Source organism: Aquimarina aggregata (assembly GCF_001632745.1).
Lineage (GTDB): Bacteria > Bacteroidota > Bacteroidia > Flavobacteriales > Flavobacteriaceae > Aquimarina > Aquimarina aggregata.
The window spans coordinates 824,220-847,974 of record NZ_LQRT01000002.1; the positions used below are offsets into that span (position 1 = coordinate 824,220).

Consider the following 23,755-nt stretch of genomic DNA (forward strand, 5'->3'; position numbering starts at 1 on the left):
TAAATTCTTTTTGCACACTTCATATACTGTACCTTTTTTGTATTTTCGTGCAGACAATACACACAATACATACAAATGGATATAAACTTCAATAAAAACGAAGATCATAATAAGTTATTAGTATCTGATTTACGCCAAAGACTTGCTAAAGTTAAATTAGGTGGTGGCGAAAAACGAATTGAAAAACTACACGCAAAAGGTAAAATGACTGCTCGAGAAAGAGTTTCATATTTATTAGACAAAGATTCAAAGTCTATAGAAATAGGAGCTTTTGCCGGAGAAGACATGTATGAAGAACATGGTGGATGCCCTAGCGGAGGTGTAGTTGTTAAAATAGGATATGTAAGTGGAAAACAATGTATCGTTGTAGCAAATGATGCCACTGTTAAAGCAGGTGCATGGTTTCCTATTACTGGAAAGAAAAATTTAAGAGCGCAGGAGTTATCTATTGAAAACAGACTACCGATTATTTACTTGGTTGATAGTGCTGGGGTATATCTACCTATGCAAGATGAGATATTCCCTGATAAAGAGCATTTTGGTAGAATTTTTAGAAACAATGCGGTTATGAGCAGTATGGGGATTACTCAAATATCTGCTGTAATGGGAAGTTGTGTTGCAGGAGGTGCTTATTTACCCATTATGAGTGACGAAGCACTTATCGTTGATAAAACGGGAAGTATTTTTCTTGCCGGTAGTTATCTGGTAAAAGCTGCTATTGGAGAAACTATTGATAATGAAACTCTAGGAGGAGCAACAACACATTGTGAAATTTCTGGTGTTACAGACTATAAGGCCAAAAACGACAAAGATGCATTAGACACCATCAAAAATGTTATGTCGAAAATTGGAGATTTTGATAAAGCTGGATTCAACCGTATTAAAGCTGTAAAACCAAAAGAAGATCCTCAAGAAATTTATGGTATTTTACCCAAAGCTCGAAATGAGCAGTATGACATGATGGAAATCATAAAACGATTAGTAGATGATTCTGATTTTGAAGAGTACAAAGCTGGCTATGGGCAAAGTATAATTACAGGATATGCGCGTATAGATGGCTGGGCTGTTGGTATTGTAGCTAATCAACGTAAAATTGTAAAAACTAAAAAAGGAGAAATGCAATTTGGAGGTGTGATCTATTCTGACTCTGCCGACAAAGCCACTCGTTTTATTGCAAATTGCAATCAAAAGAAAATTCCTTTAGTATTTCTACAAGATGTTACCGGGTTTATGGTAGGTAGTAAAAGTGAACATGGTGGCATTATAAAAGATGGTGCAAAAATGGTAAATGCTGTAAGTAATAGTGTTGTGCCTAAATTTACTATCGTAATTGGCAACTCCTATGGCGCTGGTAATTATGCAATGTGCGGTAAGGCTTATGATCCAAGACTTATTTATGCATGGCCAAGTGCAGAATTAGCTGTAATGGGTGGTGCTCAAGCTGCAAAAGTTTTATTACAAATCGAAACTGCTTCTCTTAAGAAGAAAGGAGAAAAATTATCAGAAGAAGATGAGAAAGCATTGTTTGATAAAATTAAAGCTAGATATGACAAACAAATTTCTCCTTATTATGCTGCAGCACGAATCTGGACAGATGGTATTATTGACCCGTTAGAAACAAGAAACGTTATTTCTATGGGTATCGAAGCTGCCAATCACTCCCCTATTGAAAAGAAGTTTAATTTAGGCGTGATACAAGCATAATAAATACTGCATGAGATTTTTTTATACTATTCTTTTTAGCCTCTTGTTAGGTAATATATTAACTATTTGCGCTCAATCTAGCTCTGAAAAGATCGATATCATAGAACAGAATCTAAAAAGCTCGAAAGATTTTATGCAAAAAAATCTAGATAGCTCTTTTTTCTATGCCAATCGAGCCCAATTGCTGTCCCAAAAGATCGATAACGATACTTTGCTAGCTAAAGCCAACATACAAAAAAGTAGTGTTCTTATATTTAAAAAAGGATTTAACGAAGCTGACTCACTACTTCAAGGTAACCTAACAAAAAGATTACCATTACATATAGAGGGACAGACTTTGCACAATCTGGGCACTATACAGTATTATAAACAAGATTTTGAAAAAGCTTTGGATATATATTTGCAAGCGGCAAAAACTATGGAAAAAGTAAATAATTCTAAGCTTCTTGTAAATACATATACAAATATTGGAACGATCAATTCAATTTTAAAGAATTTCAAAAACGCCACAACATACCTTGAAAGAGCACTACCGTTAAGTGAATTTAACGAAATTCTTCGACTGCAAATTTTAGTCAACTTAAGTAATATATACAAAGAACAAAAACTTTATAAAAAATTTAGTAGTACTATATTAGAGGCTGAGCAACTTGCTGAGAAATATAAATCTAAAAGGTCTTTGTCAGCTATCTACAATAATCTTTCTACACATTATAGTGAAGATGCTCTAAATAACCCTGAACTTGATTATGATCTATCCATTACGTATGGTAAAAAATCCGTTGCCATTAAGAAGGAATTAAATCTTATTCACTCTCTTGGATTACCTTATAATAATATAGGTCATTCGTATTTAAGAAAAGGACAATATCAAACAGCTATTAAGTATTTAGATAGCGCTTTGCCAAAGTCACAGGGTCTTTTAAAATCTTATGTATATAACAATTTAAAAGAATCATATGAAGGTATTAATAATTTTAAGAAAGCTATAATATATGCTGATTTAAAGGATCAACTTAAGGACTCTATAAACAATGCACAACAAAAAGAAAAAGTAGCAGAGTTAACAGAGAAATTTGAGTCAGAAAAGAAACAACAACAAATTGATATTCTAGACACCAAAACTGAATTACAGGCACTTACTATTTCTCAGCAAAAGTATTTATTAATAGTTTTGATTGCTTTTGGTTTATTATTTCTAATTCTAGGATATTTTGGTTTCCAAAACTATAAAACAAAACAACAGCTAAACACAGTATTGCTACAACAAAAGTTAAGAAAAACCCAGTTAAATCCACATTTCTTATTTAATGCACTACAGAGTATTCAAAATTTTATTTACAAAAATGATAAAGAAAAATCTAGTTCTTATTTAAGCAGTTATTCTAAGCTCATACGACTAGTATTAGAAAAATCGGATGATAATTTTACGAGTGTTGCAGATGATCAATTAGCAATAGAATCCTACCTCAAACTGCAGCAGTTAAATCAAAATGATTCATTTTCATATACAGTGACTGTAGAAAATACAGTAGATGAAGATTTTGACACCTTACCTACTTTAATAACACAACCATTTGTAGAAAATGCTGTTCTACATGGGTTAAAAAATGTTACTAATGGCAATATTGCGGTTAGCTACTACAAAGAGAATGCTATATTATTTGTTTCTATAAAGGATAATGGAAAAGGATTTGAGGTTAAAAGTGAGGAATCAAAAAAACTGCACAAGTCAATGAGTATGACCATTATAAAAGAACAACTCGAAAATTTAAATAGAACCTCAAAAGGGTTTAATGGAGATATTAGTATACATCCATCTCAAAGTGGTACAAAAGTTACCTTAAGCTTTGCCTCTAAATAACATCAAAGTATCGTATTTTTAGCATATGACCGATATAAGCTGTTTTATTGTAGAAGATGACCCTCAAGCATATGAATATGCCATAAACATACTTCAACAATATGAAAACATAGACGTTCTAGGTACTTCAGACAGTATTCATAATGCTGCTGATGCTATAAAAAAGTTACAACCTGATTTTATTATACTCGATGTTTTTTTAACAGATGGTAATGCTTTTGAATTCCTTGCCTTGTTCGAAACCATATCATTTAAGATTATATTCACCACTTCTTTTGCAAAATATGCCGTAGATGCTTTTAAATTTAGTGCTTTAGACTACTTATTAAAGCCATATGATAAACAAGAAATGATTAACGCTCTTGAAAAAGTCTCTAAAGATATCCATAAAGAAAATTATCAGATTCAATTAAAAACGTTACTTCAAAACTTTTCTACTAAAGAAGGTCCTAAAAAAATTGTTCTAAAAACTACCGAAACCATACACATTGTAAATACCGAAGATATTTTATATGCAAAATCTGATAACAATTATACTACATTTCTGCTCAACAACAGAAAAGAAATATTGATTTCTAAACCTCTAAAAGCCTTTGATGAAAAGTTAACACCATATAATTTTTTCAGAGTACATCAAAGTTTTTTAATTAACTTAAGTCATGTTTCCTCGTTTAATAAACGTGATGAAGAAGTTGTCTTAAAAGAAGAATACACTATTCCTGTAGCACAAAGTCGAAGAAAAAATTTGATCGAATACATCGAAAATCATTTATAAGTTCTATCAAATTCTATTCAAAACTCTTGTATTCCTAAAAACTACTACCCAAATTCTCATTTACTCGTATTTCTGTTCATTTAAGGTTTAATTTAGTTCTAAGAACTACTATTAAACAACTTATTAAAATACAACAGATAATGAACAAAATATTCTTAATCCTAATTTTCATAACGCTATTTTTTTCCTGTGGAAAGGATAAAAGCAAAGACAAAGAGCCTGGATTACTTGATGCTATTGAAGGAATCTCTGATCTTAATAAAATGGCCAAAGAAGTTGAAAATTTAGAAGAAGAAAATGACAAACTTCTGAAAGCAACACCGATATCTAACGAAAAACTGAAAGCCCTGCTATCAGAAGAATTGATTGGATTTACAAGAAAGACCTTTACAATAGGAAATCAATTTATGCCAGATGTAGCAATGGCAGAAGCAGAATATGAAAACGAAAATGGAAATATTATTTCATTATCAATTATGGATGGAGCCGGAGAAACAGGAAGTGCAATGATTACCCTGGCACGTTTAGGTTTTGCTCGTGATTTTGAAGAACAAAGTGAAAGAGGTTATAAAAAATCAACTAAAATTAATGGGTATAAAGCTATAGAGGAAGTAGAAGAAGATGACTATAGTGATGACCTAAATTCTAAAATCGATCTTTTAATTTCAAAACGTTTTATTGTCTCTCTAGAAGGACAAAGTATACCTGTAGAGCAATTAAAAAAAGCAGTAGATCAAATAAAACTAGGAGTTCTAAACGATATAAACTAATAAAAACTATCCCCTATTACACATAAATTATATTTAAAATTTGGAAATGAAAAAAGTAAAATTATTACTATCAATCTGTACTGTATTTATGATGTTTCAGTCTTGCTATGTCATGAAAAAATCAGATCAATTTTTTGGTATCGAAACTTCAACTAAAAACACCTTATATCTTATTGATATTTCAGGTAGTATGGAAGGTATAGATGAAGGATCAATAAAAGATCAGGTAATGCGAGAAGCCGGTAATAAAGCTGGCAATGTAGTAAGTAATGCCATAGGGGGCAAAATTGGCAATATACTAGGTAAACAAGTAACCAAACAAGCAACTAAATTAGGTGCTGTAAAACGAAAATTAATTCCTGCTATTAAAGGGTTACCCGATGGTAAGAAATTTACAGTTTTTGCATATAATAATGATGTTACCAAACAATCTATAGAGCTTCGAGTAGCTAGTAATATGTCCCGAACTTCTGCTAATATTTTTGTTGAAAACCTTAAAGCCGGCGGTGGAACTAATACTGCCAAAGGTTTAATCGAAGCAATATCAACACCAGGAGTACAAGAAATTGTTTTAATGAGTGATGGGTTACCTAATGGGGGGCCAGAAGCAGTTTTAGAAGAAATTCGAAAAACCAATACTAACAATGTTATTATTCATACAATTGCTTTTGGAGAAGACGCAGATCATAATTTTATGCGCACATTAGCCCAAGAAAATAATGGGACATTTATTACATCCAAAATGTAAAACAATGAATTTCAAGATCACAATCAAAACGGTAATATTCCTACTTCTATTGCAATGTATTGTTTATACAGAGGTAAAAGCACAAGACTGTAACGCAGTACCTTTTATGAAAGTCGGAGCAGTTTTAGAATATACCGATTACAACAAAAAAGGAAAACTACAAGGTACCACTCGCCACGAAACTACAGCTATATCACCTTCTACAGATGGTATCGTTAATGCTGTAATCAAAGCAACAGTAGTTGATAATAAGAATAAAGACAAGTATAGTACAGATTACAATGTAAAATGTAATAATGGCCTGTTTAGTGTAGATATGTTGCGGTTTTTTGATTTTGATAAACTATCAGAACACAACAAAAACAACCTTAACATTAAGATTGATGGAGATGTACTTGAATTTCCATATCAAATGAAACCAGGAGATGATCTTGATGATGGAACAATAAATATTAAAATCAATAATGAAGACAATACCTTTACTTTGGTTACACTAAGTTTTGATGTTTTAAACAGAGAGATTGTAGGAGAAGAACAAATTACTACCCCAGCGGGAACATATAAGTGCAAAAAAGTAACTTTTGATTTTGAATCAAAGTTCGGGATTTTAAATATAAGAGGATCAGGAGTAGAATGGTATTATAATGATGTTATGGTTGTGCGATCAGAATCATATAACAAAAAAGGTAAACTAATCGGTTACCACGAACTCACAAAAGTTCTATAGCAAAAAAGAAATCTTCAATTAAACAAACAAATAGTAGTAACAAATAACAAAAACGATATGATAGTATGGTCAGGAAGGGGATTCCTTTCTCTTATAATTTTAGTCATTGTCTATGTAGTGCTTTTAAATTTCATACCAAAAGAACAAGGAGATTATGCATTAGTCATTGGACTTTTTATTGCTGGAATTTTTAGTTGGATTATGGGTAAAAAATGGAATAAACCAGAAGGTAGAACTGTTATTGACAAAAATACTGGTCAAGAAATTATTTTAAAGCCAAATCATAGTTTATTCTGGATTAAGATGGAATACTGGGGGATTATTTTTGGTGGAATAAGTATAGTACTGCTAATCAAACAATTTATTTAATCTAGGTTAGTAAAAATGAAGTCTAAATTTATAAATGTCAAGAACAAAGTATAACAACTTGTGTCCTTAATGACTATTTTTCGGTCAACAAAAAAACGATATTTAGGTATGTTCAAAATTAGTAAGGGAAACTAATCAAAATTAACATCTAAATTTCATGTAATGATTAAGAACATTTTAAACTTAGACAGTGTTACTATCCTTAAAAAAGGAGAACAAAAAGCTATTAACGCAGGATTTTTTGCCAATTGCCCTCAATTTCAGCCTTGCTGGAGAGATAGTGATTGCGCTTGCGGTGGTTGTGGTGTAACAGTAAACAATAATGGAGAGGATCTTTATATACCTGATCTTTGTGCATTCTAAAAAAAACAACAAAAAGTAAGAATTTTAAAATCAGAGCTAACTTTAGCAAAGTTAGCTCTGATTTTAATTGTATTATCGTTTAGGAACAGTTATTAGATCTGTTTGTCTTTCATTTACGTATTTAAACCCTTCTTTTCCCCAGAACCCTGCTTCTTCTAACATAATTCGAATATCTTTTTTCCATTCGGGAATAGTAACAGTTGTATTTAATTCGATAGCATACACTGTATTTTCAAACAAAGGATAGTCTCCTGTACCGGGCACACCTTCTTGTGAATCCCACATTCCTATAGTCGGACCTGATGAGTGCCCATATAAACCTAAAGGATGTGTATATATGGCAGGTTTAAGTCCTTCTGCCCTACCTTGCTCTAATGATTTAATTAATATTTCATTTCCTGTCTTACCAGTTTCGAAATTAGCAGTAAAAATATCTTGAATTCTGTTTCCATCTTTAAAAGCATTAACCAAAAATACTGGTGGTTTGTTTTCTCCATTTTTTAGAATATAAGCATGTTGCTGACAATCCGTATTTAGTCTTAAATACGTAATACCAAAATCACAGTGAATAAGATCTCCCTGCCGGATCACCTTATCCTTCGGTCTATTCGAAAAAGAAACAATATGATTTTGTAAATCTTCCCCAGTTCGTTGAATATCAACCGTAGGATGAAACCATGTTTTTAGCCCCATATCAGTTACTTTTTGTCGTAACCACCAAACTACATCATCAGTTGTAGTGGTTCCTGGTCTTATAACCGCTGTACTAAAGGCTTCAGAAATAATAGTATGAGTTATGTCTACAAGGTCTTTATAAATTTCAATTTCTTGAGACGTACGAGTTTCTATCCAAGCAATGGCTAATTTTTCTGCAGAGGTAACTTTATTTTTATAGACCTCTGGTAATTCTTGTATAAATTCTTCATAATCCGTCTTTACAACACCATCAACAATTCCAAAGTCTTTAGAAAAGTTAATACCTATTTTATTAGGGTTTCTATCTTGAATAATTTGCATTAAAGCCTTCCATTGGTTTGGTTGCTTTTCTTTATCCCAAGCTGATTCAATATTTTTACCAACATTATATCTAGCAACTGCTAATTTTTCTATTGTATTTTTAGATTTATCTCTATAAAAAACAAGAATGGTTCTCCTTCTGGCGTTTAACCATGTTGCAGGCAACATAGTTCTAAGCACCGGGTCTTCATTATACTCTCTTGATATTATGATCCACATATCAAAGTTAGTGCGATCCATTAATTGAGGTAAAAGATTATTAAATCGATCCTCTAAGACCATATCAATAACAGCCGCTCGTTCTCTTTGTGGAAGGATTTGAGCGTTAGAAATAGTCTGTATAAACATTAAAAGAATAAGTAGTCTCTTCATTTTGACAATTGTGAATCATTAATTATAAGAAGAAACTAAGGTACTACAAAAACAGATACAGCTATTAAAACTAGTGCTTCATATTTACAACTAATTCTAGCGTTTTTATTCTTTGCACCTTACCGTTATCTGTTTCGATAAACTGTGGGAGAAAATATATGTCTTTTGGCACTTCGTATTTAGTAAGGTTTTTGAGGTTTTGAAGACCGTTTTGCAATGCTAATTTTGCAATTTTATCATAGTCACGCTCAACAATCAAAATAACTTTATCACCTAGAGCGTCATCAGGTATACTTGCGATAAAAAAACGATGACCGATAAGAAGCTGCAATTTGGTCTCTATTTGCTCAGGATAGAGTTTTATTCCACCACTATTAATGACATTATCATACCTACCTTTCCAGAGAAACCTTTTATAAGTCTCTAATTCAACAACATCATTTGTAATGATAGTTTCCTTATTTAACAATGGAGCCTTAATAACCAAACAATTTCTATCATCTACCCCCAATGTAATATTTGGCAATGCTTTAAAGTAGATACTCTTTTTTTCTCTTTTCTTAGAATTTACCCTTCTAGCTGCAATATGAGAAACTGTTTCGGTCATACCATATGTTTCAAAAATTTTGGTTTTGACCCCTTGTATTAATGTTTTTAAATGCTCTGAAATTGTTCCTCCACCAACAATAAGCTTCTTAATCAAATGAAGCCTATTAAGCGAGTTATCTAATTGTAGTGGAACCATTGCACAAAAATCATATTGCTTGTATACATTATCCAAAGGGTTTGTTCTAGGAGGTAAAATATCAATTTTCCATCCTAGCACTAATGCTCTTACCAACATCATTTTACCTGCAATGTAATTAGCCGATAGACAAAGAAGTGCAGTAGTTCCTTCTTCTACTTTAAAAAACTTACCAGTAGCTTTGGCACTATTTACCATATGGGCTTTATATACTTTAATCTTTTTAGGTTTCCCTGTAGATCCCGAAGTTTTTACAACGATATAATCTTTATCATTTAACCACTCTAACAAAAAATGTCCTACTTCTTGTTCATACACCTCACCTGTTTTAATAAGATTTTGAGACATACGTTTAAGGCGATCAACGTCTACAGTTTTTCCGTTAATCGTAAAATCTTCATGTATTTCGGGGATAGAAAATGTATTCATGATTTGCATACCCAAATTTCTACCATATTACAGATAATTATGTTATCAAACTGTAAAAATTATATTATAAATATGTTACTGTTTTACAGTACCAAAAAGCTTGTCTTTCCAACCAGTCCATTTATATTTCTTTGATAAGATAAATAAAAATATAGGGAAGATAACAAATACAGGAAATAGTATCTCATATCCAGCACTTTCTGTGGGATCAGAAATATCAACCAAAATAGAATCTGTTTGAAAGGCCGTCCAGTTTGCTGTAACTAACAGTGCTGTAATCAAATTATTTGCAGCATGAAACCCTAAAGCTAATTCAAGGCCTTCATCCATAAGTGTCATTATTCCTAAAAACAAACCAGTACCAATATAATACACCATGATCATTGGACCTAGCATTTCTACTTCTGGATTACCAAGATGCATTACACCAAAGGTTACAGAAGTAACAATTAAAGCTACTGCTCTACTTTTTGTGGCTAGTCCTAAACCTTGCATCAAGTATCCTCTAAAAAGGTATTCTTCAAAACTTGTTTGTATTGGAACTAAAATTATAGCCATTACAAATAGTACCGCAAATGAAACCGGATCAAAATTTACTATAAAATCTTCGGGGCTCGCAAAATAACTAATTCCAATAGAAATAATTATAAAGGCAGCCATAAGACCAAAAACGAAAAAAAATCTTTTCCAATCTATTTTCTTTCTAGACGTCGTAAGAGATTTTATCGATTGTTGATGCACAAATTTTACCCAAAACAACAAACCACCTAAAAAAACCACAAAAGGAGCCAATAAAAGCAAGAATAACCCTTTTTTACCGATGAGATCAATCTGTTGTTCCATAGCGGCATTTGTATCCATATCTGTCATTGTAGTCACTAAATAGTTAAATGCCATAAGTGCAAAAAATCCTAATGGTATCGGAATATATTTCCACATTCCTAATTTTCCTTCTCTTCCTTGTTCTATAAACATATATGTTTCTTATTAATTTAAATATTTAACGACCCAATCCAATGCTGGATTATAGGTTAGGGTTCCATTTTGAACCATTAACGGGGACTCAAAATTATTAGTATACAGACCGCCTGTACCCAATCCTTGGGGCAATTTGCTTTGTAGTGTATATGTAAACTGTGCTATGGCATTTAATCCTATATTGCTTTCCAGAGCACTTGTTATCCACCAACCAATACCTAAAGATTCTGCAATATTGATCCACTCTTTGGTTCCTTTAAAACCACCAATTAAACTAGGTTTCAAAATAATATATTGTGGTCGTACGGTTCTTAATAATTTTTCTTTTTCTGCTACATCAAAAACACCAATTAATTCTTCATCTAAGGCGATAGGTAAAGGAGTTTTACTACATAAGATTTTCATAGATTGATATTGACCTTGTTTTATAGGTTGTTCGATACTATGTAAATCAAAGTCTGCTAATCGCTCCAATTTACCTAAGGCATCATTTGCAGTAAAAGCTCCATTTGCATCTACTCGCAATTCTATATCTTTTGCAGAAAATTGTTCTCTAATATGAGCTAATAAATTTAATTCTGTTTTAAAATCAATGGCACCTATTTTCATTTTGATACAATCAAATCCCTGACTCAGTTTATCTGAAATTTGTTCTTTCATATACTCCTTATCTCCCATCCAGATCAATCCATTAATAGGTATATAGTCTTGATTTTTAACAAAAAAGGACGGAAACAATAGAAATGGAGATTCACTATTTAAAGATTTAAAAGCCATTTCTACTCCAAATTGAATACTAGGAAACTCTTTTAATGCTTCCCAAAGTGTTTTTTCTCCTAGATGTATATTATCACATGTCCATTTTAACCTCTTTTCATAATCTGGTCGATCATCTATGCTAAGCGTTCTTAGTATTCCACATTCTCCTATACCTTTAGTGTCGTCATTAGAAATAACAATAAACCATGTTTCTTTAGTCTTTAAGACACCTCTAGAAGTACCACTTGGTCTTTTGAAATTAAGAATGTATTTGTGATAAGTCGCTTTCATTTACAAACTGATACTCTCTCCTATTTCTAGTAATATTAAATCTTTATTCTTTTCTGTAAATTTCAGTTTTGCCTCTTTATGATCAATTTTAATAAATCCAAATGTATCATAATGTACGCCTAAAACCTTGTTACACTCAACAAAGTCACTTGCTATAATAGCATCATCAACCCCCATTGTGAAATTATCTCCTAATGGTAATATCGCAAGATCAATCTTATGACTCAAAGGAATTAGTTTCATATCCATTGTTAATGCTGTATCTCCTGCTATGTAAATGGTTTTAGAATCGGCTTCAATTACAAATCCACCAGGCTGACCCCCATAAGTTCCATCAGGAAAACTACTTGTGTGTATCGCATTTACATACTTTACTTTTCCGAAATTAAAATTCCAATTACCACCATGATTCATAGGGTGTACTTCAAACCCTTTATTTTGATAATAGGTCGCAATTTCATAATTCGAAACGATAATTGCATTACTCTGTTTTGCTATTTCTTCTACATCCAAAATATGATCTTGGTGCGCATGTGTGAGCAAAATATAATCTACTTTAATACTATCTAGAGTCACTTTATCTTTGGCCAATGGATTTCCTGTAATAAATGGATCTATAAGTACCTTAGTATCTCCTATTTCTAGTAATAATGTATTGTGACCGTAAAATGTGATTTCCATTTGAGAAGCTATTTAAACTTTTTTAACACAGACTTGTTACAAATTATGTTAATCTAAATTATAAAATCTGACCCAGACTAAATAGGATCGCTAGTAAAAAAGTTGTTAAAGCCACTTTTTTTAGTTCTGGATCTAACAATTTGGTATCATTTGTATCCTTAACTTTTTTTAGATGAATACTTAACGGAATAAACGCGACTAGAAACAATAAATTAATTGGAGAACTATATTTAAGTATAGAAAAAGAAAGTATCGTAATCATTGCAACTACAATCAAACTAAAGTGATATTTTCTTGCTTTGCTTACTCCTATTTTAACAACCAGAGTATTTTTATTTGATTTCTTATCACTTTCATAATCTCTCATATTATTAAGATTTAAGACTGCAGTACTTAATAAACCTATAGTTATTGCTGGAAGGACAACTAATATATTTAGGGTTTTTGTATATAAAAAATAGCACCCTACTACACTAACCAACCCGAAGAAAATAAATACAAATACATCTCCTAAACCACGATATCCATACGCTGTTTTACCTACGGTATATTTAATGGCGGCAGCTATAGCAGTAATCCCTAAAACGAAAAAAACTAATGAGTATAAAAAATGAGCAGCACCAAAAGAGACATAAATTAAAGTAATAGCAAATAAAAGTGCAATAATAGATGTTATGACAATACCCTTAAACATTTCTTTTTTGGAAATGACACCACTTTGTAATGCTCTAGTCGGCCCTACTCGATCTTCGTTATCTGTTCCTTTTACACCATCTCCATAATCATTTGCAAAATTCGATAAAATCTGAAGTCCTAAAGTTGTTGCAATTGCAAGCCAAAAGATCTTAGTATTAAAAAAATCATTATTCCCCAAAGAAGAACCTACAATAATTCCCGATATTGATAAAGGAAGGGTACGAAGTCTTGCCGCCGAAACCCAAGCTTTGATTTTAGTCATTTCAATAATTTAGTCTTCAAAGGAACAGTATTTTACTAAAAAATAAAACTAAATTGCATCTATTCTTTACTTTAACTTTATACTATAAATTTCTTTCTTTGAAACACCTTCTTTTCTAAGGCATAGAAAACCCCTTCCTAGGAAATGCCTAACATTTTAAAACTGTAATCGACTAAATTATTTTTACGAATTTCTCATATACTTATCATTCTAACTTATCCATACTTTTTATAGATTAGCATTTCAAACCACTAAATTCTTATGAAGAAATTACTAAAAACTACAGTTTTTTTACTTTTATACATAACCATTTCTTGTAAAAGTGAAATAAAAAAAGACAAAACTCCGGCAATTGATACCGAAAAAGAGGAATCCGAAACCGTAGCTATAAAAAACTCTTTTGTTTGGGAAGGCGCCAATGTGTACTTTCTTCTAACAGATAGATTTTATAATGGTGATCTAACAAATGATAGTGTCCTTGATAGAACCAAAGAAACAGGAAAACTAAGAGGGTTTGAAGGTGGAGATATAAAAGGGATTATACAAAAGATAGAAGACGGTTATTTTAATGATTTAGGAATTAATGCATTATGGTTTAACCCTGTTGTCGAACAAATTCATGAAAGTGTTGATGAGGGTACCGGAAATACTTATGCGTTTCATGGGTACTGGGCAAAGGATTGGACCAAATTGGATCCAAACTACGGTACCTATAAAGATCTTAAAAAGTTAATAGAAGTTGCTCATAAAAATGGTATACGCGTCTTAATGGATGTTGTGTTAAATCATACAGGGCCTGTTACAGAAAAAGATCCTGTATGGCCCGAAAAATGGGTGCGTACGGCACCAAAATGCACCTATAAAGATTATACTTCTGCAGTAACCTGCACTTTAGTCGAAAACCTACCCGATGTTAAAACTGAAAGTGACGAAGAAGTCGAATTACCAGAAATGCTTATAAATAAATGGAAATCAGAAGGGCGATTAGAAATCGAACTTGCAGAATTAGATGTCTTTTTTGTGAAAACAGGTTTAAAGAGATCTCCAAAAAACTACATTATAAAATGGCTTACAGATTATATAAGAGAGTTAGGTATAGATGGATATAGGGTCGATACCGTGAAACATGTCGAAGAAGGAGCTTGGAGCGTACTTGCTGATCAAGCAAAATCAGCTTTCAAAGAATGGAAAACAAAAAACCCTGAGAAAGTTCTAGATGACAATGAGTTTTATATGATAGGAGAATTGTATGGATATGGAATAGATGGAAAAAGGTATTATGATTTTGGAGATCGTAAAGTAGATTACTTTGCTCACGGATTTAACAACTTAATAAATTTTCAATTTAAATATGATGCAGCCCAAAAAGACTATGAAGGTTTGTTCAAAAAATATAGTGATGTTTTAAACACTAATCTAGTAGGCAAAAGTATCATGAATTACATAAGTTCTCATGATGACGGATCGCCTTTTGACAAAGACAGAACCAAAACCTATGAATCAGCAACAAAGCTATTGTTAACACCTGGAATATCGCAAGTGTACTATGGTGATGAAACCGCGAGATCACTTGTTGTCGAAGGTACTATAGGTGACGCTACTCTTAGATCCAATATGAATTGGGATTCACTTACCGTAGCCAGTACTAAAAAATTATATAATCACTGGTCAAAATTAGGGATATTTAGAAAACTTCATCCCTCTATTGGCGCTGGAAAACATAAAATGATCTCTAAATCACCATATACTTTTTCAAGAAGTTATAATAAAAATGGGATTTCTGATCAAGTAATTATAGGTCTTGATCTTTCCAAAGGACAAAAAACATTAAGTATTAATGCTGTTTTTCCTGAAGGTACAGTATTAGTTGATCACTATTCTGGCGAAGAAGCTATAGTAACCAAAAATAGCGTAACAATTAATTCTGACTTTACTATTGTACTATTAGCAGCAAAGAAATAAATATTACTAACAATGTCGAATTAGTAAAACGCCAAAGTCTTAGATTTTGGCGTTTTACTTGTTGTTAGATCATACATATGTACGAGTAACAATTATTAAATGTGTAAATTATTATTTAGACTCTTTTTAACTTTAAAATTTTTATGGGTTTCCGTAATTGATATGATTTTAGATTTCTGTAGATTTGAATTAAGTAAAAAAAATGCAATACAACTGAAAAGTTTTTACAAAGCATTTATGCGTATAAATATGAATATTAAAATTGGTATTCATTACCTATATAACATTTTTGATGATGAATTACGACATTGATACAGACTTGTTAATTTTATACAACATGCTTGTACACCCTTTAAAATAAGGTTTTTTTATAAATATAAATTATGAAATTCTAGAATAAGTTGTTCCTCTAGGAGAATTACGAAAGGTCCAAAGAAGAACTTACCTCCTTAGGATTAAGGAGGTAAGTGTTGGGGAAAACAAAAAAAGTAAGGGAAAAATTGTAATTGGAATACCTGTCAAAGATAAAGAGGTTTGAGGCATATGCGGTTACGGTTTTACCTCAAACTTTAGCTGGAATAGTACCATTTTACCCCTTTTACCGTTGTAAATAATTGATAATCAGTTAATTATTTAAAAAACCGTAATTATGTTAAATAATTGTAAACAGAAAAAAACAACTTTGTTTAAATAAAAAATCATAATGATGGCGACATAATTCAGGAAAAAATTAAATTTGCACTGATTATTATTTAACACCACATAATTTTACTCCTTTGGAAAATAAAAAGGCAATCAAATTGATAGATAAGATCCTAGTTGATCTTGATGCAAACGGAATCAATACTGATTCATTGATAGACGATCTAAAAAAGTTAAGAGAATATGCTTTAGAAGAACAAATACCTCTAGTAGTGAAGGTACTGAGGTATACGTATGAACACATTGAAGAAAATGACTCTTTTCTTATACCAATACCAGATGACGAGCCTATAGACGAAGAAGAGGAAGGTACTACTACCGCAAAGGAAGAAACAGTCGATCCAATAGAAAGCCTTAAATACATGGTAGCCCTAACTAAAAGTGTTAAGAATAAAATGAATATTTCTGATTTAAGAGAATATAGAGATGCCCTTATGGCCTATTAAACTATATTTTTTTAGAAATATAAATTTTAATATCCTTTACCGATTCGATTATTTAGTACCCTATCAATAGTCATTGTATATTCATTATACGTATTTAGGTTATTATGTGATCCATTAGCTATAGTGAACATTTCTTTACTTGATCCGGGAATACTTTCAAATAATAATTTTCCCGAACTGTAAGGTACTACTTTATCATTGGTTCCATGATAAATGGCAATTGGGCATCTAACGTTTTGAATAAATCGATTTGACGGAATCTTATATTTTAAAAGTAGTCCGACAGGAAAATATGGAAACCAGTTTTTAGCTACATCTTTAAGATTATAATAAGGTGTTTCTAGTATTAGATTTCTAGGATGATTTTCTGAAGCTATTTTTACAGCTATTCCTGTTCCAAGTGATCGTCCATAAACAATTATATCATTTTCAGAATATTTCTCCGCGGCATAATTATAAAATAATTGAGCATCGGTGTATAATTTTTTTTCGGTAATAGTGCTTTTATTTTTACCGTACCCTCTATAGTCCATTATAATCACATCATATTGTTTGTCTACAAAGAGTGATACAATTTCTCCCCATCTTTTTAAATTTCCTGCATTTCCGTGGAAATATAAAACAACCCCCTTAGGAGAAATACTTTTAAAATGAATTCCATTAAGAGCTACTTCATCTTTAGCAGTTAAAAAAAACTCATTAAAATTATTCTTAAATGAATAGGTATAATTTTGTGGTAACTCCTGGGGTTGAAAAAGGACTTTTTCTTGATAAAAATACAACCCTAAAAGAGCAGCTATGTATAAAAGTACTAACCAGTATACTATCTTTTTAAATCTACGCATTTAATTTTTTAGATGAATGTAATACTCTAATACTCGTATCAGAAAGATTAAGGCGTTTCATTTTAGAATTAATAATCTCTCCTAGCATTTTATGATAGGACTCAAAATTATTTAAATTTTTATGCCCCCCTCCTATTACCGTATACAAACGAGTAAGTTTAGGTCTTATTTTAGATAATTTAATACTGGATTTAAAAGGAATTAACTTATCCTGTGTACCGTGAATAATATGAATCGGACAATTTACGTATTTAAGCCATTTATACGTGGGAATAGGGTATCGCATAATTAAGGATATCGGCATAAAAGGTATATACTTTGCTGCTACTTTATTTAAACTGTAATATGGCGCATCAAGAATCAACATTTTAGGGTTATTGATAGATGCTAATTTTGCTGCAAATCCAGATCCCATAGATCGACCATATAAAATGATGTATTTCTCATTAACTTTTTCTTTGATCTTGGAATACACAAACTGAAGATCTCTCTTAATAGCCTTAAAAGAACGTCTACCAGTACTTTTACCAAAGCCTCGATAATCTAACATTATAACATCATATCCATGCCTAGTAAAATCTACTGCAAACTTGCCCCAACCTTTTATACTTTTAGAATTTCCTTTTAAGTATAAAACTACCCCTTTTGGGTTGTTTACTTTAAAATGCAAACCATTAATTATAGCTCCGTCTCTTGTTTCTAAGTTATACTCCTTTACAGTTTGATTATTATAATGAAACTGAAAATCTTTGTCTAGCTTTTCGGGTTTAAAAATAAAATATTCTTGTAAGTAATATAAAATTATGCTCGCAATAAGATATGCTACCAAAAAAATAACAACTATGTATCCCCAATTTTGCATACGCTCACTTTTTGTAAGTAACTAATTTACAAAAAATTAAAGTTAATTGTATAAAAAAAATCCTGCCAAGGCAGGATCTTAATTTATATTTTATGATTATCTAACGTCTTGCATCGTAAATTCTAAAACGAACACCTACTCTTGCATAGTAATCAAAAAACTTACTGTCCGTATCAACAAGATTGTCTACAAAATCATTCATCACTCCTACTTCAGCCATAATATCAAACATCTCACCTACCATCTGCGAAAATCCTGCTCCATAAACACCACCAATAACAATTTTTTCAAATTGTTCATCATCAAGTTCTACATCTCCTATTTCGAATTTTGCATTTACTCTAAAAGATGGCCCAACATTTACAAAAGCACGGAACCTATCTTTTCCTTGTCCAAATAAATATCTAAATTTTGGGTTTAAACCAATTTGTAGTACTTTAACATCTAAAGTTGTTTCAGGATCAACAATACGACTTGTTAACTCTGTATTTCTTTGAAGTAAATCTAGCGAAAAAACAAAACTTGTTTTAGCCCTTACTCCTGTAACATACCCATAGCCAGCATTTACATAAAAACCTGTTCCCGTACCATCTGAAACTGCAGTAGGAGAATCCAGACTTAGACTAGAAAAAGTTGGGCCTGCCGACACTTCCCAGCGATATTGAGCATAAGAAGATGTACAAAGAGCGGTTAAGAAAATAAAAAAAACTATTTTTTTCATAATATCATGTTTAGATTTGAGGTTGTATTTGTAGGACGAAAATAGTAAAATTTAAAACATGCCCATAAAAAAACCCATCATACGATAGGTTTTTTATGTTCTTCAGTACAATATTTTATTCTTTATGCATAAATGCTTGCTTCTCCAGTAAAAACTCTTCAGTTTCAACAACATCTTCATCAGGTACACAACAATCAACTGGACATACAGCAGCACACTGAGGTTCCTCATGAAATCCTTTACACTCTGTACACTTATCAGGTACAATATAATAAAGCTCATCACTTACAGGTTCTTGTGCCTCGTCTGCATTTACTCCTTTACCACCAGGAAGAACAACATCTCCCTCTAAATCTGTGCCATCAGAATATCTCCAATCATCTGCCCCCTCATAAATTGCAGTATTTGGACATTCTGGTTCACATGCACCACAGTTTATACATTCGTCTGTTATTATAATTGCCATAGCTCTTTTTTATTCTAAATTTGCAACACAAAAATAACTTGTAAACTAGTGATAAACAAATAAGAAATGTTATTAAATGATCGAATCCATGCTTTTTCTGAATTAGGGAACTTCTTAAAGCAATTTAAAACTACTGGTAATGAGAAGATTAATACCGTTTTAAAGAATGATGATTTTTTTGAAGGAATGGACAATAAAATTATGTCTGCACATCATTATAATGGTTGGTTTACAGTAGAAAACGTTCTTTTTTCAATTCAACAATGGGCTGATATCCTAACAAAGGAAAAGCTTCATAATTGGGTTTCAGTGTACAATTTAGAGCATAACAATCCAAAAACTATAGCCGTAATAATGGCTGGTAACATCCCTTTGGTTGGTTTTCATGACTTTATATCAGTATTGCTCTCTGGACACAAAATAATAGCTAAACAATCATCAAATGATGATCAATTGCTTTCTTATTTAGCTTCATATCTAGTTGCAATAGAGCCTAGATTTGCAGAGTATATCTCTTTTACCAAAGAGAGATTAACAGATTTTAATGCAGTAATAGCGACCGGAAGTAATAATACGGCGAGATATTTTGATTACTATTTTGGTAAAGTTCCAAATATTATTCGTCAAAATCGAAATTCTGTAGCAATTCTAACAGGAAAAGAAACAGAATCACAACTTACTAGTTTAGGAGAAGATATTTTTAGATACTATGGCTTGGGATGCAGAAGTGTTTCAAAATTAATGATTCCTGAAGGGTATGATTTCGATAAATTTTTTAAAGCTTTATATCCATACAATGATATTATTAATGGTGCTAAATATGCCAATAATTACGATTATAATAAAGCTGTTTACTTAATGAGTAATTATAAGCTTCTTGAAAATGGTTTTTTAATGTTAAAAGAAGATGAAAGCTACGCTTCTCCGATAGCTACATTATTTTATGAAACATATAATTCTAAAAGTGAACTAACCGAAAAATTAGAGCTAGATAAAGATAAAATACAATGTATCATTAGTGATAATATAATAGAGAATAGTGTGAATTTTGGAGAAACACAATGTCCAAAACTTTCAGATTATGCTGATGGCATCGATATAATTAAATTTTTGTCAAAAATTAGCTAAATAATTTATCATTTTGATAATGAAATTGTATAAGATTATTAGCACCTTTGTGATGTTTTTTTAACTCACTTTAATGGGTCAAAAAATTATATAACTGGAATATTAAATAATCATAAAAACTACTGATGAAAAAGCACAATTTTAGCGCTGGACCCTGTATTTTACCACAAGAAGTATTTAAAGAAGCTTCACAAGCTGTATTAAATTATAATGACTCCGGTCTTTCCATTATTGAAATTTCACATCGTAGTAAGGATTTTGTTGATATCATGGAAGAAGCCCGAAGTCTGGCTTTAGAGTTATTGGGCCTTGAGGGTAAGGGATACAAGGCATTATTTTTACAAGGAGGTGCGAGCACACAATTTTTGATGGCTGCTTACAACTTATTGCAAACTAAAGCAGGGTATATAAATACTGGTAGCTGGAGTGACAAAGCAATTAAAGAGGCAAAACTCTTTGGAGAAGTTGCAGAAATAGCTTCTTCTAAAGATTCTAATTTTAATTACATACCAAAAGGATACGAAATTCCAACAGATTTGGATTACTTACATTGTACAAGTAACAATACAATTTTTGGAACACAGATCAAAGAATTTCCTTCGTCTAATGCTCCTCTGGTATGTGATATGAGTAGTGATATCTTTTCACGACAATTGGATTTTTCAAAATTTAGTTTAATCTATGCAGGTGCTCAGAAAAATATGGGTCCGGCAGGAACTACCTTAGTGGTTATCAAAGAAGATATACTTGGCAAGGTTGAAAGACAAATTCCTTCTATGCTTGATTATAAAGTACATTTAGGAAAAGCAAGTATGTTTAACACCCCTCCTGTTTTTGCAGTATATACATCTATGCTCACACTTAGATGGCTTAAAAAACTAGGTGGTGTTGCGGCTATTGAAGAATTGAACGAAAAGAAAGCAAAACTTATTTATTCTGAGATAGATTTAAACCCTTTATTTAAAGGATTCGCAGCTACAGAAGATCGTTCTAATATGAATGCTACTTTTACACTAGTAAACGAAGATCTAAAAGAAACATTTGATACAATGTGTAAAGAAACTGGTATAAATGGTGTTAATGGGCATCGTAGTGTTGGTGGATATAGAGCAAGTATGTATAACGCCATGACAATGGAAAGCGTTGCCGCTCTTGTAGATATCATGGGAGATTTAGAAAGAAAAGCGTAATAATATATAAAACTCTGCTTTGTTGCAGAATTGATTTAAAATAAAAACTAATGAAAGTATTAGCAAACGACGGAGTATCTCAAAGTGGTATTGACGCATTAGAAAATAAAGGTTTTGAAGTTTTAACTACAACTGTAGCTCAAGATCAGTTAGTAAACTATATCAATGAAAATGAAATTTCTGTTTTACTGGTACGTAGTGCCACTAAAGTAAGAACAGATATTATTGATAATTGCCCTTCTTTAAAGATTATTGGTCGTGGTGGTGTAGGTATGGATAATATTGATGTTGCCTATGCTAGAGAAAAAGGATTACATGTTATCAATACACCGGCAGCTTCTTCGGGATCTGTAGCCGAATTAGTTTTCGCTCACTTGTATGGTAGTGTTCGTTTTTTACATGACGCTAATCGTAACATGCCACTAGAAGGAGATAGTAAATTTAAAAACTTAAAGAAGGCATATGCTGGCGGTACAGAATTAAGAGGTAAAACTCTTGGTGTTATTGGTATTGGTAGAATTGGGCAGGCAACAGCAAAAATTGCAATCGGTGTTGGAATGAATGTAATCGCATATGATCCATATATCGAAGAAGTTGAGATTCCTGTTGAATTTTTTGACGGACAATCACTTACTTTCAAAATTAAAACAGTTTCTAAAGAAGAAGTTCTTAAAAAAGCAGATTTCTTTACACTTCATGTTCCTGCGCAAAAGGAATATGTAATTGGAAAACCTGAAATAGAACAAATGAAAGATGGTGCTGGGATTATAAACGCTGCTCGAGGCGGTGTAGTTGATGAAGTAGCACTTGTAGATGCCTTAGAAAAAGAGAAATTAAGTTTTGCAGGACTTGATGTATTTGAAAATGAACCTAGTCCGGCAATTAAAGTGTTAATGAATACTAAAGTATCATTAACCCCACATATTGGTGCGGCAACGGGAGAAGCCCAAGATCGTATTGGTCAAGAACTAGCAGATCAAATAATTACTATTTTACAGTAATTATAAAATATAAAAATCAAAATTACCTTTTAAGGCACTATTTTCTGTTGAAAATAGTGCCTTTGTGTATTTTAACAGCAAAACAAGTATTTCATCTTGATTTTATGAAATAATACCATTCCTTTCTTTCGATCATAGTTATAAAAGTGTAAATTTAGATGTACTAATTAAAAACAACTAACATGTCTGGAATTTTAGATCTTTTAAATAGCCCAATGGGTAAGCAGATTATTAGCGGTGTAAGTTCACAAACTGGACAATCAGCCGATAAAACAGGAAATTTATTAAGTATGGCCATGCCTGTTCTAATGGGAGCTATGCAACGTAATGCTTCAACACCAGAGGGAGCTTCTGGATTATTAAATGCAATCTCAGGTAAACACTCAGGAGGAATATTAGATAATCTTGGTGGCTTATTTGAAGGAGGCGTAGATCAAAGTGTAACCGATGATGGTGCAGGAATTCTTGGGCATATTCTAGGTGGTAAACAACCAGCAGTAGAAAATGCTTTAAGTCAAAAAGCTGGAATGGATGCAGGTTCTGTAGGTCAAATTCTTAAGGTGGCGGCCCCTATTCTTATGGGAGTTCTAGGAAAACAAGCGTCCCAAAATAATGTAAGCGATTCTAACGGTCTGGCAAATATTCTTGGATCACTATCTGGTGGTGGACAAGGATCTAAGCAACAATCCCTTATAGAGTCTTTTCTTGATGCTGACGGAGATGGTAGCGTACTTGATGATGTTGCTGGAATGCTATTAAGTGGTAGTGGACAGAAAAAAGGCGGACTTGGAGGTCTACTTGGAGGACTTTTTGGAAAATAATACAATCCTAAATAATGGTTAAAGCCGAGGGTAATTCTTCGGCTTTTTTGTATTTTGAAAT

Annotated in this window: 24 protein-coding genes; 14 read left to right on the top strand and 10 right to left on the bottom strand. The window is 32.0% G+C overall.

The genetic code is table 11. From position 1 onward, the window contains the following. Positions 1–75 precede the first annotated feature (75 nt). From AWE51_RS05385 to AWE51_RS05420, 8 genes are all read left to right on the top strand, one after another. The gene (locus AWE51_RS05385; protein ID WP_066310516.1) at positions 76–1,704 is read left to right on the top strand and encodes an acyl-CoA carboxylase subunit beta; all 1,629 of its coding nucleotides are present in this window, start codon (positions 76–78) and stop codon (positions 1,702–1,704) included. A gap of 133 nt (positions 1,705–1,837) precedes the next feature. Beyond that, the gene (locus tag AWE51_RS05390) at positions 1,838–3,568 is read left to right on the top strand and encodes a tetratricopeptide repeat protein (RefSeq protein ID WP_198403800.1); all 1,731 of its coding nucleotides are present in this window, start codon (positions 1,838–1,840) and stop codon (positions 3,566–3,568) included. Positions 3,569–3,593: 25 nt separating this feature from the next. Next, the gene (locus AWE51_RS05395; RefSeq protein WP_066310520.1) at positions 3,594–4,343 is read left to right on the top strand and encodes a LytR/AlgR family response regulator transcription factor; all 750 of its coding nucleotides are present in this window, start codon (positions 3,594–3,596) and stop codon (positions 4,341–4,343) included. 140 nt (positions 4,344–4,483) lie between these two features. After that, positions 4,484–5,113 (top strand): hypothetical protein, encoded by a 630-nt coding sequence (locus AWE51_RS05400; RefSeq protein ID WP_066310522.1) that lies wholly within the window; start codon positions 4,484–4,486, stop codon positions 5,111–5,113. 46 nt (positions 5,114–5,159) lie between these two features. Beyond that, positions 5,160–5,861, top strand: a complete 702-nt coding sequence (locus AWE51_RS05405; protein WP_066310523.1) for a VWA domain-containing protein — start codon at positions 5,160–5,162, stop codon at positions 5,859–5,861. A 4-nt stretch (positions 5,862–5,865) separates the two neighbouring features. After that, the gene (locus AWE51_RS05410) at positions 5,866–6,588 is read left to right on the top strand and encodes a TapB family protein (protein ID WP_157766022.1); all 723 of its coding nucleotides are present in this window, start codon (positions 5,866–5,868) and stop codon (positions 6,586–6,588) included. 57 nt (positions 6,589–6,645) lie between these two features. Next, the gene (locus AWE51_RS05415; protein WP_066310528.1) at positions 6,646–6,957 is read left to right on the top strand and encodes a hypothetical protein; all 312 of its coding nucleotides are present in this window, start codon (positions 6,646–6,648) and stop codon (positions 6,955–6,957) included. A 162-nt stretch (positions 6,958–7,119) separates the two neighbouring features. Beyond that, positions 7,120–7,320, top strand: coding sequence for a hypothetical protein (locus tag AWE51_RS05420; RefSeq protein ID WP_066310531.1), 201 nt, complete (start codon positions 7,120–7,122; stop codon positions 7,318–7,320). Between the two features lie 72 nt (positions 7,321–7,392). Here the strand turns inward: AWE51_RS05420 and AWE51_RS05425 are convergent, their stop codons facing one another. The 6 genes from AWE51_RS05425 to menA all read right to left on the bottom strand — a co-directional run bounded on the left by AWE51_RS05425 (position 7,393) and on the right by menA (position 13,550). Further along, complete coding sequence (locus AWE51_RS05425) at positions 7,393–8,709, bottom strand: M24 family metallopeptidase (RefSeq protein ID WP_066310534.1); 1,317 nt, start codon at positions 8,707–8,709, stop codon at positions 7,393–7,395. Between the two features lie 70 nt (positions 8,710–8,779). Then, positions 8,780–9,883, bottom strand: a complete 1,104-nt coding sequence (locus AWE51_RS05430) for an AMP-binding protein (protein WP_232517345.1) — start codon at positions 9,881–9,883, stop codon at positions 8,780–8,782. A gap of 75 nt (positions 9,884–9,958) precedes the next feature. After that, positions 9,959–10,858: a CPBP family intramembrane glutamic endopeptidase gene (locus tag AWE51_RS05435; RefSeq protein ID WP_066310540.1), complete on the bottom strand. Its 900-nt coding sequence runs from the start codon at positions 10,856–10,858 to the stop codon at positions 9,959–9,961. A 12-nt stretch (positions 10,859–10,870) separates the two neighbouring features. Beyond that, positions 10,871–11,911: an o-succinylbenzoate synthase gene (locus AWE51_RS05440; protein ID WP_066310547.1), complete on the bottom strand. Its 1,041-nt coding sequence runs from the start codon at positions 11,909–11,911 to the stop codon at positions 10,871–10,873. Further along, positions 11,912–12,592, bottom strand: a complete 681-nt coding sequence (locus AWE51_RS05445) for a metal-dependent hydrolase (protein ID WP_066310550.1) — start codon at positions 12,590–12,592, stop codon at positions 11,912–11,914. 58 nt (positions 12,593–12,650) lie between these two features. Then, positions 12,651–13,550 carry a 1,4-dihydroxy-2-naphthoate octaprenyltransferase gene (gene menA, locus AWE51_RS05450; protein WP_066310552.1) on the bottom strand — a complete coding sequence of 300 codons (900 nt, stop codon included), beginning with the start codon at positions 13,548–13,550 and terminating at the stop codon, positions 12,651–12,653. Positions 13,551–13,811: 261 nt separating this feature from the next. Between menA and AWE51_RS05455 the strand changes: the two genes are divergently transcribed. Together AWE51_RS05455 and AWE51_RS05465 are read left to right on the top strand one after the other, a co-directional pair. Beyond that, positions 13,812–15,512 carry an alpha-amylase family glycosyl hydrolase gene (locus AWE51_RS05455; protein WP_066310554.1) on the top strand — a complete coding sequence of 567 codons (1,701 nt, stop codon included), beginning with the start codon at positions 13,812–13,814 and terminating at the stop codon, positions 15,510–15,512. A gap of 800 nt (positions 15,513–16,312) precedes the next feature. Beyond that, entirely contained in the window at positions 16,313–16,660 is a 348-nt protein-coding gene (locus AWE51_RS05465) for a hypothetical protein (RefSeq protein WP_317041820.1), read from the top strand. 26 nt (positions 16,661–16,686) lie between these two features. Here the strand turns inward: AWE51_RS05465 and AWE51_RS05470 are convergent, their stop codons facing one another. From AWE51_RS05470 to AWE51_RS05485, 4 genes are all read right to left on the bottom strand, one after another. Beyond that, on the bottom strand, positions 16,687–17,505 hold the full coding sequence (locus AWE51_RS05470; RefSeq protein WP_066310561.1) for an alpha/beta hydrolase: 819 nt from the start codon (positions 17,503–17,505) through the stop codon (positions 16,687–16,689). Continuing rightward, complete coding sequence (locus tag AWE51_RS05475; protein WP_066310563.1) at positions 17,498–18,367, bottom strand: alpha/beta hydrolase; 870 nt, start codon at positions 18,365–18,367, stop codon at positions 17,498–17,500. Before AWE51_RS05475 ends, AWE51_RS05470 begins: the two co-directional genes overlap by 8 nt. Positions 18,368–18,467: 100 nt before the next feature. Beyond that, entirely contained in the window at positions 18,468–19,088 is a 621-nt protein-coding gene (locus AWE51_RS05480) for an outer membrane beta-barrel protein (RefSeq protein ID WP_066310564.1), read from the bottom strand. A 115-nt stretch (positions 19,089–19,203) separates the two neighbouring features. Next, entirely contained in the window at positions 19,204–19,554 is a 351-nt protein-coding gene (locus AWE51_RS05485) for a 4Fe-4S dicluster domain-containing protein (RefSeq protein ID WP_066310567.1), read from the bottom strand. A 66-nt stretch (positions 19,555–19,620) separates the two neighbouring features. Between AWE51_RS05485 and AWE51_RS05490 the strand changes: the two genes are divergently transcribed. The 4 genes from AWE51_RS05490 to AWE51_RS05505 all read left to right on the top strand — a co-directional run bounded on the left by AWE51_RS05490 (position 19,621) and on the right by AWE51_RS05505 (position 23,694). Further along, complete coding sequence (locus AWE51_RS05490) at positions 19,621–20,682, top strand: acyl-CoA reductase (protein ID WP_066310569.1); 1,062 nt, start codon at positions 19,621–19,623, stop codon at positions 20,680–20,682. Between the two features lie 125 nt (positions 20,683–20,807). After that, positions 20,808–21,872 carry a 3-phosphoserine/phosphohydroxythreonine transaminase gene (gene serC / locus AWE51_RS05495; protein WP_066310570.1) on the top strand — a complete coding sequence of 355 codons (1,065 nt, stop codon included), beginning with the start codon at positions 20,808–20,810 and terminating at the stop codon, positions 21,870–21,872. Between the two features lie 50 nt (positions 21,873–21,922). Then, positions 21,923–22,873: a D-2-hydroxyacid dehydrogenase gene (locus AWE51_RS05500; protein WP_066310572.1), complete on the top strand. Its 951-nt coding sequence runs from the start codon at positions 21,923–21,925 to the stop codon at positions 22,871–22,873. A 182-nt stretch (positions 22,874–23,055) separates the two neighbouring features. Beyond that, positions 23,056–23,694 (top strand): DUF937 domain-containing protein, encoded by a 639-nt coding sequence (locus tag AWE51_RS05505; RefSeq protein WP_066310575.1) that lies wholly within the window; start codon positions 23,056–23,058, stop codon positions 23,692–23,694. Positions 23,695–23,755 lie beyond the last annotated feature (61 nt).

What these genes read in the sequence shown, in the direction of transcription:
- AWE51_RS05480 (WP_066310564.1), bottom strand. Translation starts at nt 19,088, where the DNA reads ATGAAAAAAATAGTTTTTTTTATTTTCTTAACCGCTCTTTGTACATCT.
- AWE51_RS05385 (WP_066310516.1), top strand. Translation starts at nt 76, where the DNA reads ATGGATATAAACTTCAATAAAAACGAAGATCATAATAAGTTATTAGTA.
- AWE51_RS05455 (WP_066310554.1), top strand. Translation starts at nt 13,812, where the DNA reads ATGAAGAAATTACTAAAAACTACAGTTTTTTTACTTTTATACATAACC.
- AWE51_RS05405 (WP_066310523.1), top strand. Translation starts at nt 5,160, where the DNA reads ATGAAAAAAGTAAAATTATTACTATCAATCTGTACTGTATTTATGATG.
- serC (WP_066310570.1), top strand. Translation starts at nt 20,808, where the DNA reads ATGAAAAAGCACAATTTTAGCGCTGGACCCTGTATTTTACCACAAGAA.
- AWE51_RS05400 (WP_066310522.1), top strand. Translation starts at nt 4,484, where the DNA reads ATGAACAAAATATTCTTAATCCTAATTTTCATAACGCTATTTTTTTCC.
- AWE51_RS05425 (WP_066310534.1), bottom strand. Translation starts at nt 8,709, where the DNA reads ATGAAGAGACTACTTATTCTTTTAATGTTTATACAGACTATTTCTAAC.
- AWE51_RS05420 (WP_066310531.1), top strand. Translation starts at nt 7,120, where the DNA reads ATGATTAAGAACATTTTAAACTTAGACAGTGTTACTATCCTTAAAAAA.
- AWE51_RS05390 (WP_198403800.1), top strand. Translation starts at nt 1,838, where the DNA reads ATGCAAAAAAATCTAGATAGCTCTTTTTTCTATGCCAATCGAGCCCAA.
- AWE51_RS05445 (WP_066310550.1), bottom strand. Translation starts at nt 12,592, where the DNA reads ATGGAAATCACATTTTACGGTCACAATACATTATTACTAGAAATAGGA.
- AWE51_RS05500 (WP_066310572.1), top strand. Translation starts at nt 21,923, where the DNA reads ATGAAAGTATTAGCAAACGACGGAGTATCTCAAAGTGGTATTGACGCA.
- AWE51_RS05490 (WP_066310569.1), top strand. Translation starts at nt 19,621, where the DNA reads ATGTTATTAAATGATCGAATCCATGCTTTTTCTGAATTAGGGAACTTC.
- AWE51_RS05505 (WP_066310575.1), top strand. Translation starts at nt 23,056, where the DNA reads ATGTCTGGAATTTTAGATCTTTTAAATAGCCCAATGGGTAAGCAGATT.
- AWE51_RS05430 (WP_232517345.1), bottom strand. Translation starts at nt 9,883, where the DNA reads ATGAATACATTTTCTATCCCCGAAATACATGAAGATTTTACGATTAAC.
- AWE51_RS05435 (WP_066310540.1), bottom strand. Translation starts at nt 10,858, where the DNA reads ATGTTTATAGAACAAGGAAGAGAAGGAAAATTAGGAATGTGGAAATAT.
- menA (WP_066310552.1), bottom strand. Translation starts at nt 13,550, where the DNA reads ATGACTAAAATCAAAGCTTGGGTTTCGGCGGCAAGACTTCGTACCCTT.
- AWE51_RS05415 (WP_066310528.1), top strand. Translation starts at nt 6,646, where the DNA reads ATGATAGTATGGTCAGGAAGGGGATTCCTTTCTCTTATAATTTTAGTC.
- AWE51_RS05395 (WP_066310520.1), top strand. Translation starts at nt 3,594, where the DNA reads ATGACCGATATAAGCTGTTTTATTGTAGAAGATGACCCTCAAGCATAT.
- AWE51_RS05470 (WP_066310561.1), bottom strand. Translation starts at nt 17,505, where the DNA reads ATGCGTAGATTTAAAAAGATAGTATACTGGTTAGTACTTTTATACATA.
- AWE51_RS05485 (WP_066310567.1), bottom strand. Translation starts at nt 19,554, where the DNA reads ATGGCAATTATAATAACAGACGAATGTATAAACTGTGGTGCATGTGAA.
- AWE51_RS05410 (WP_157766022.1), top strand. Translation starts at nt 5,866, where the DNA reads ATGAATTTCAAGATCACAATCAAAACGGTAATATTCCTACTTCTATTG.
- AWE51_RS05440 (WP_066310547.1), bottom strand. Translation starts at nt 11,911, where the DNA reads ATGAAAGCGACTTATCACAAATACATTCTTAATTTCAAAAGACCAAGT.
- AWE51_RS05475 (WP_066310563.1), bottom strand. Translation starts at nt 18,367, where the DNA reads ATGCAAAATTGGGGATACATAGTTGTTATTTTTTTGGTAGCATATCTT.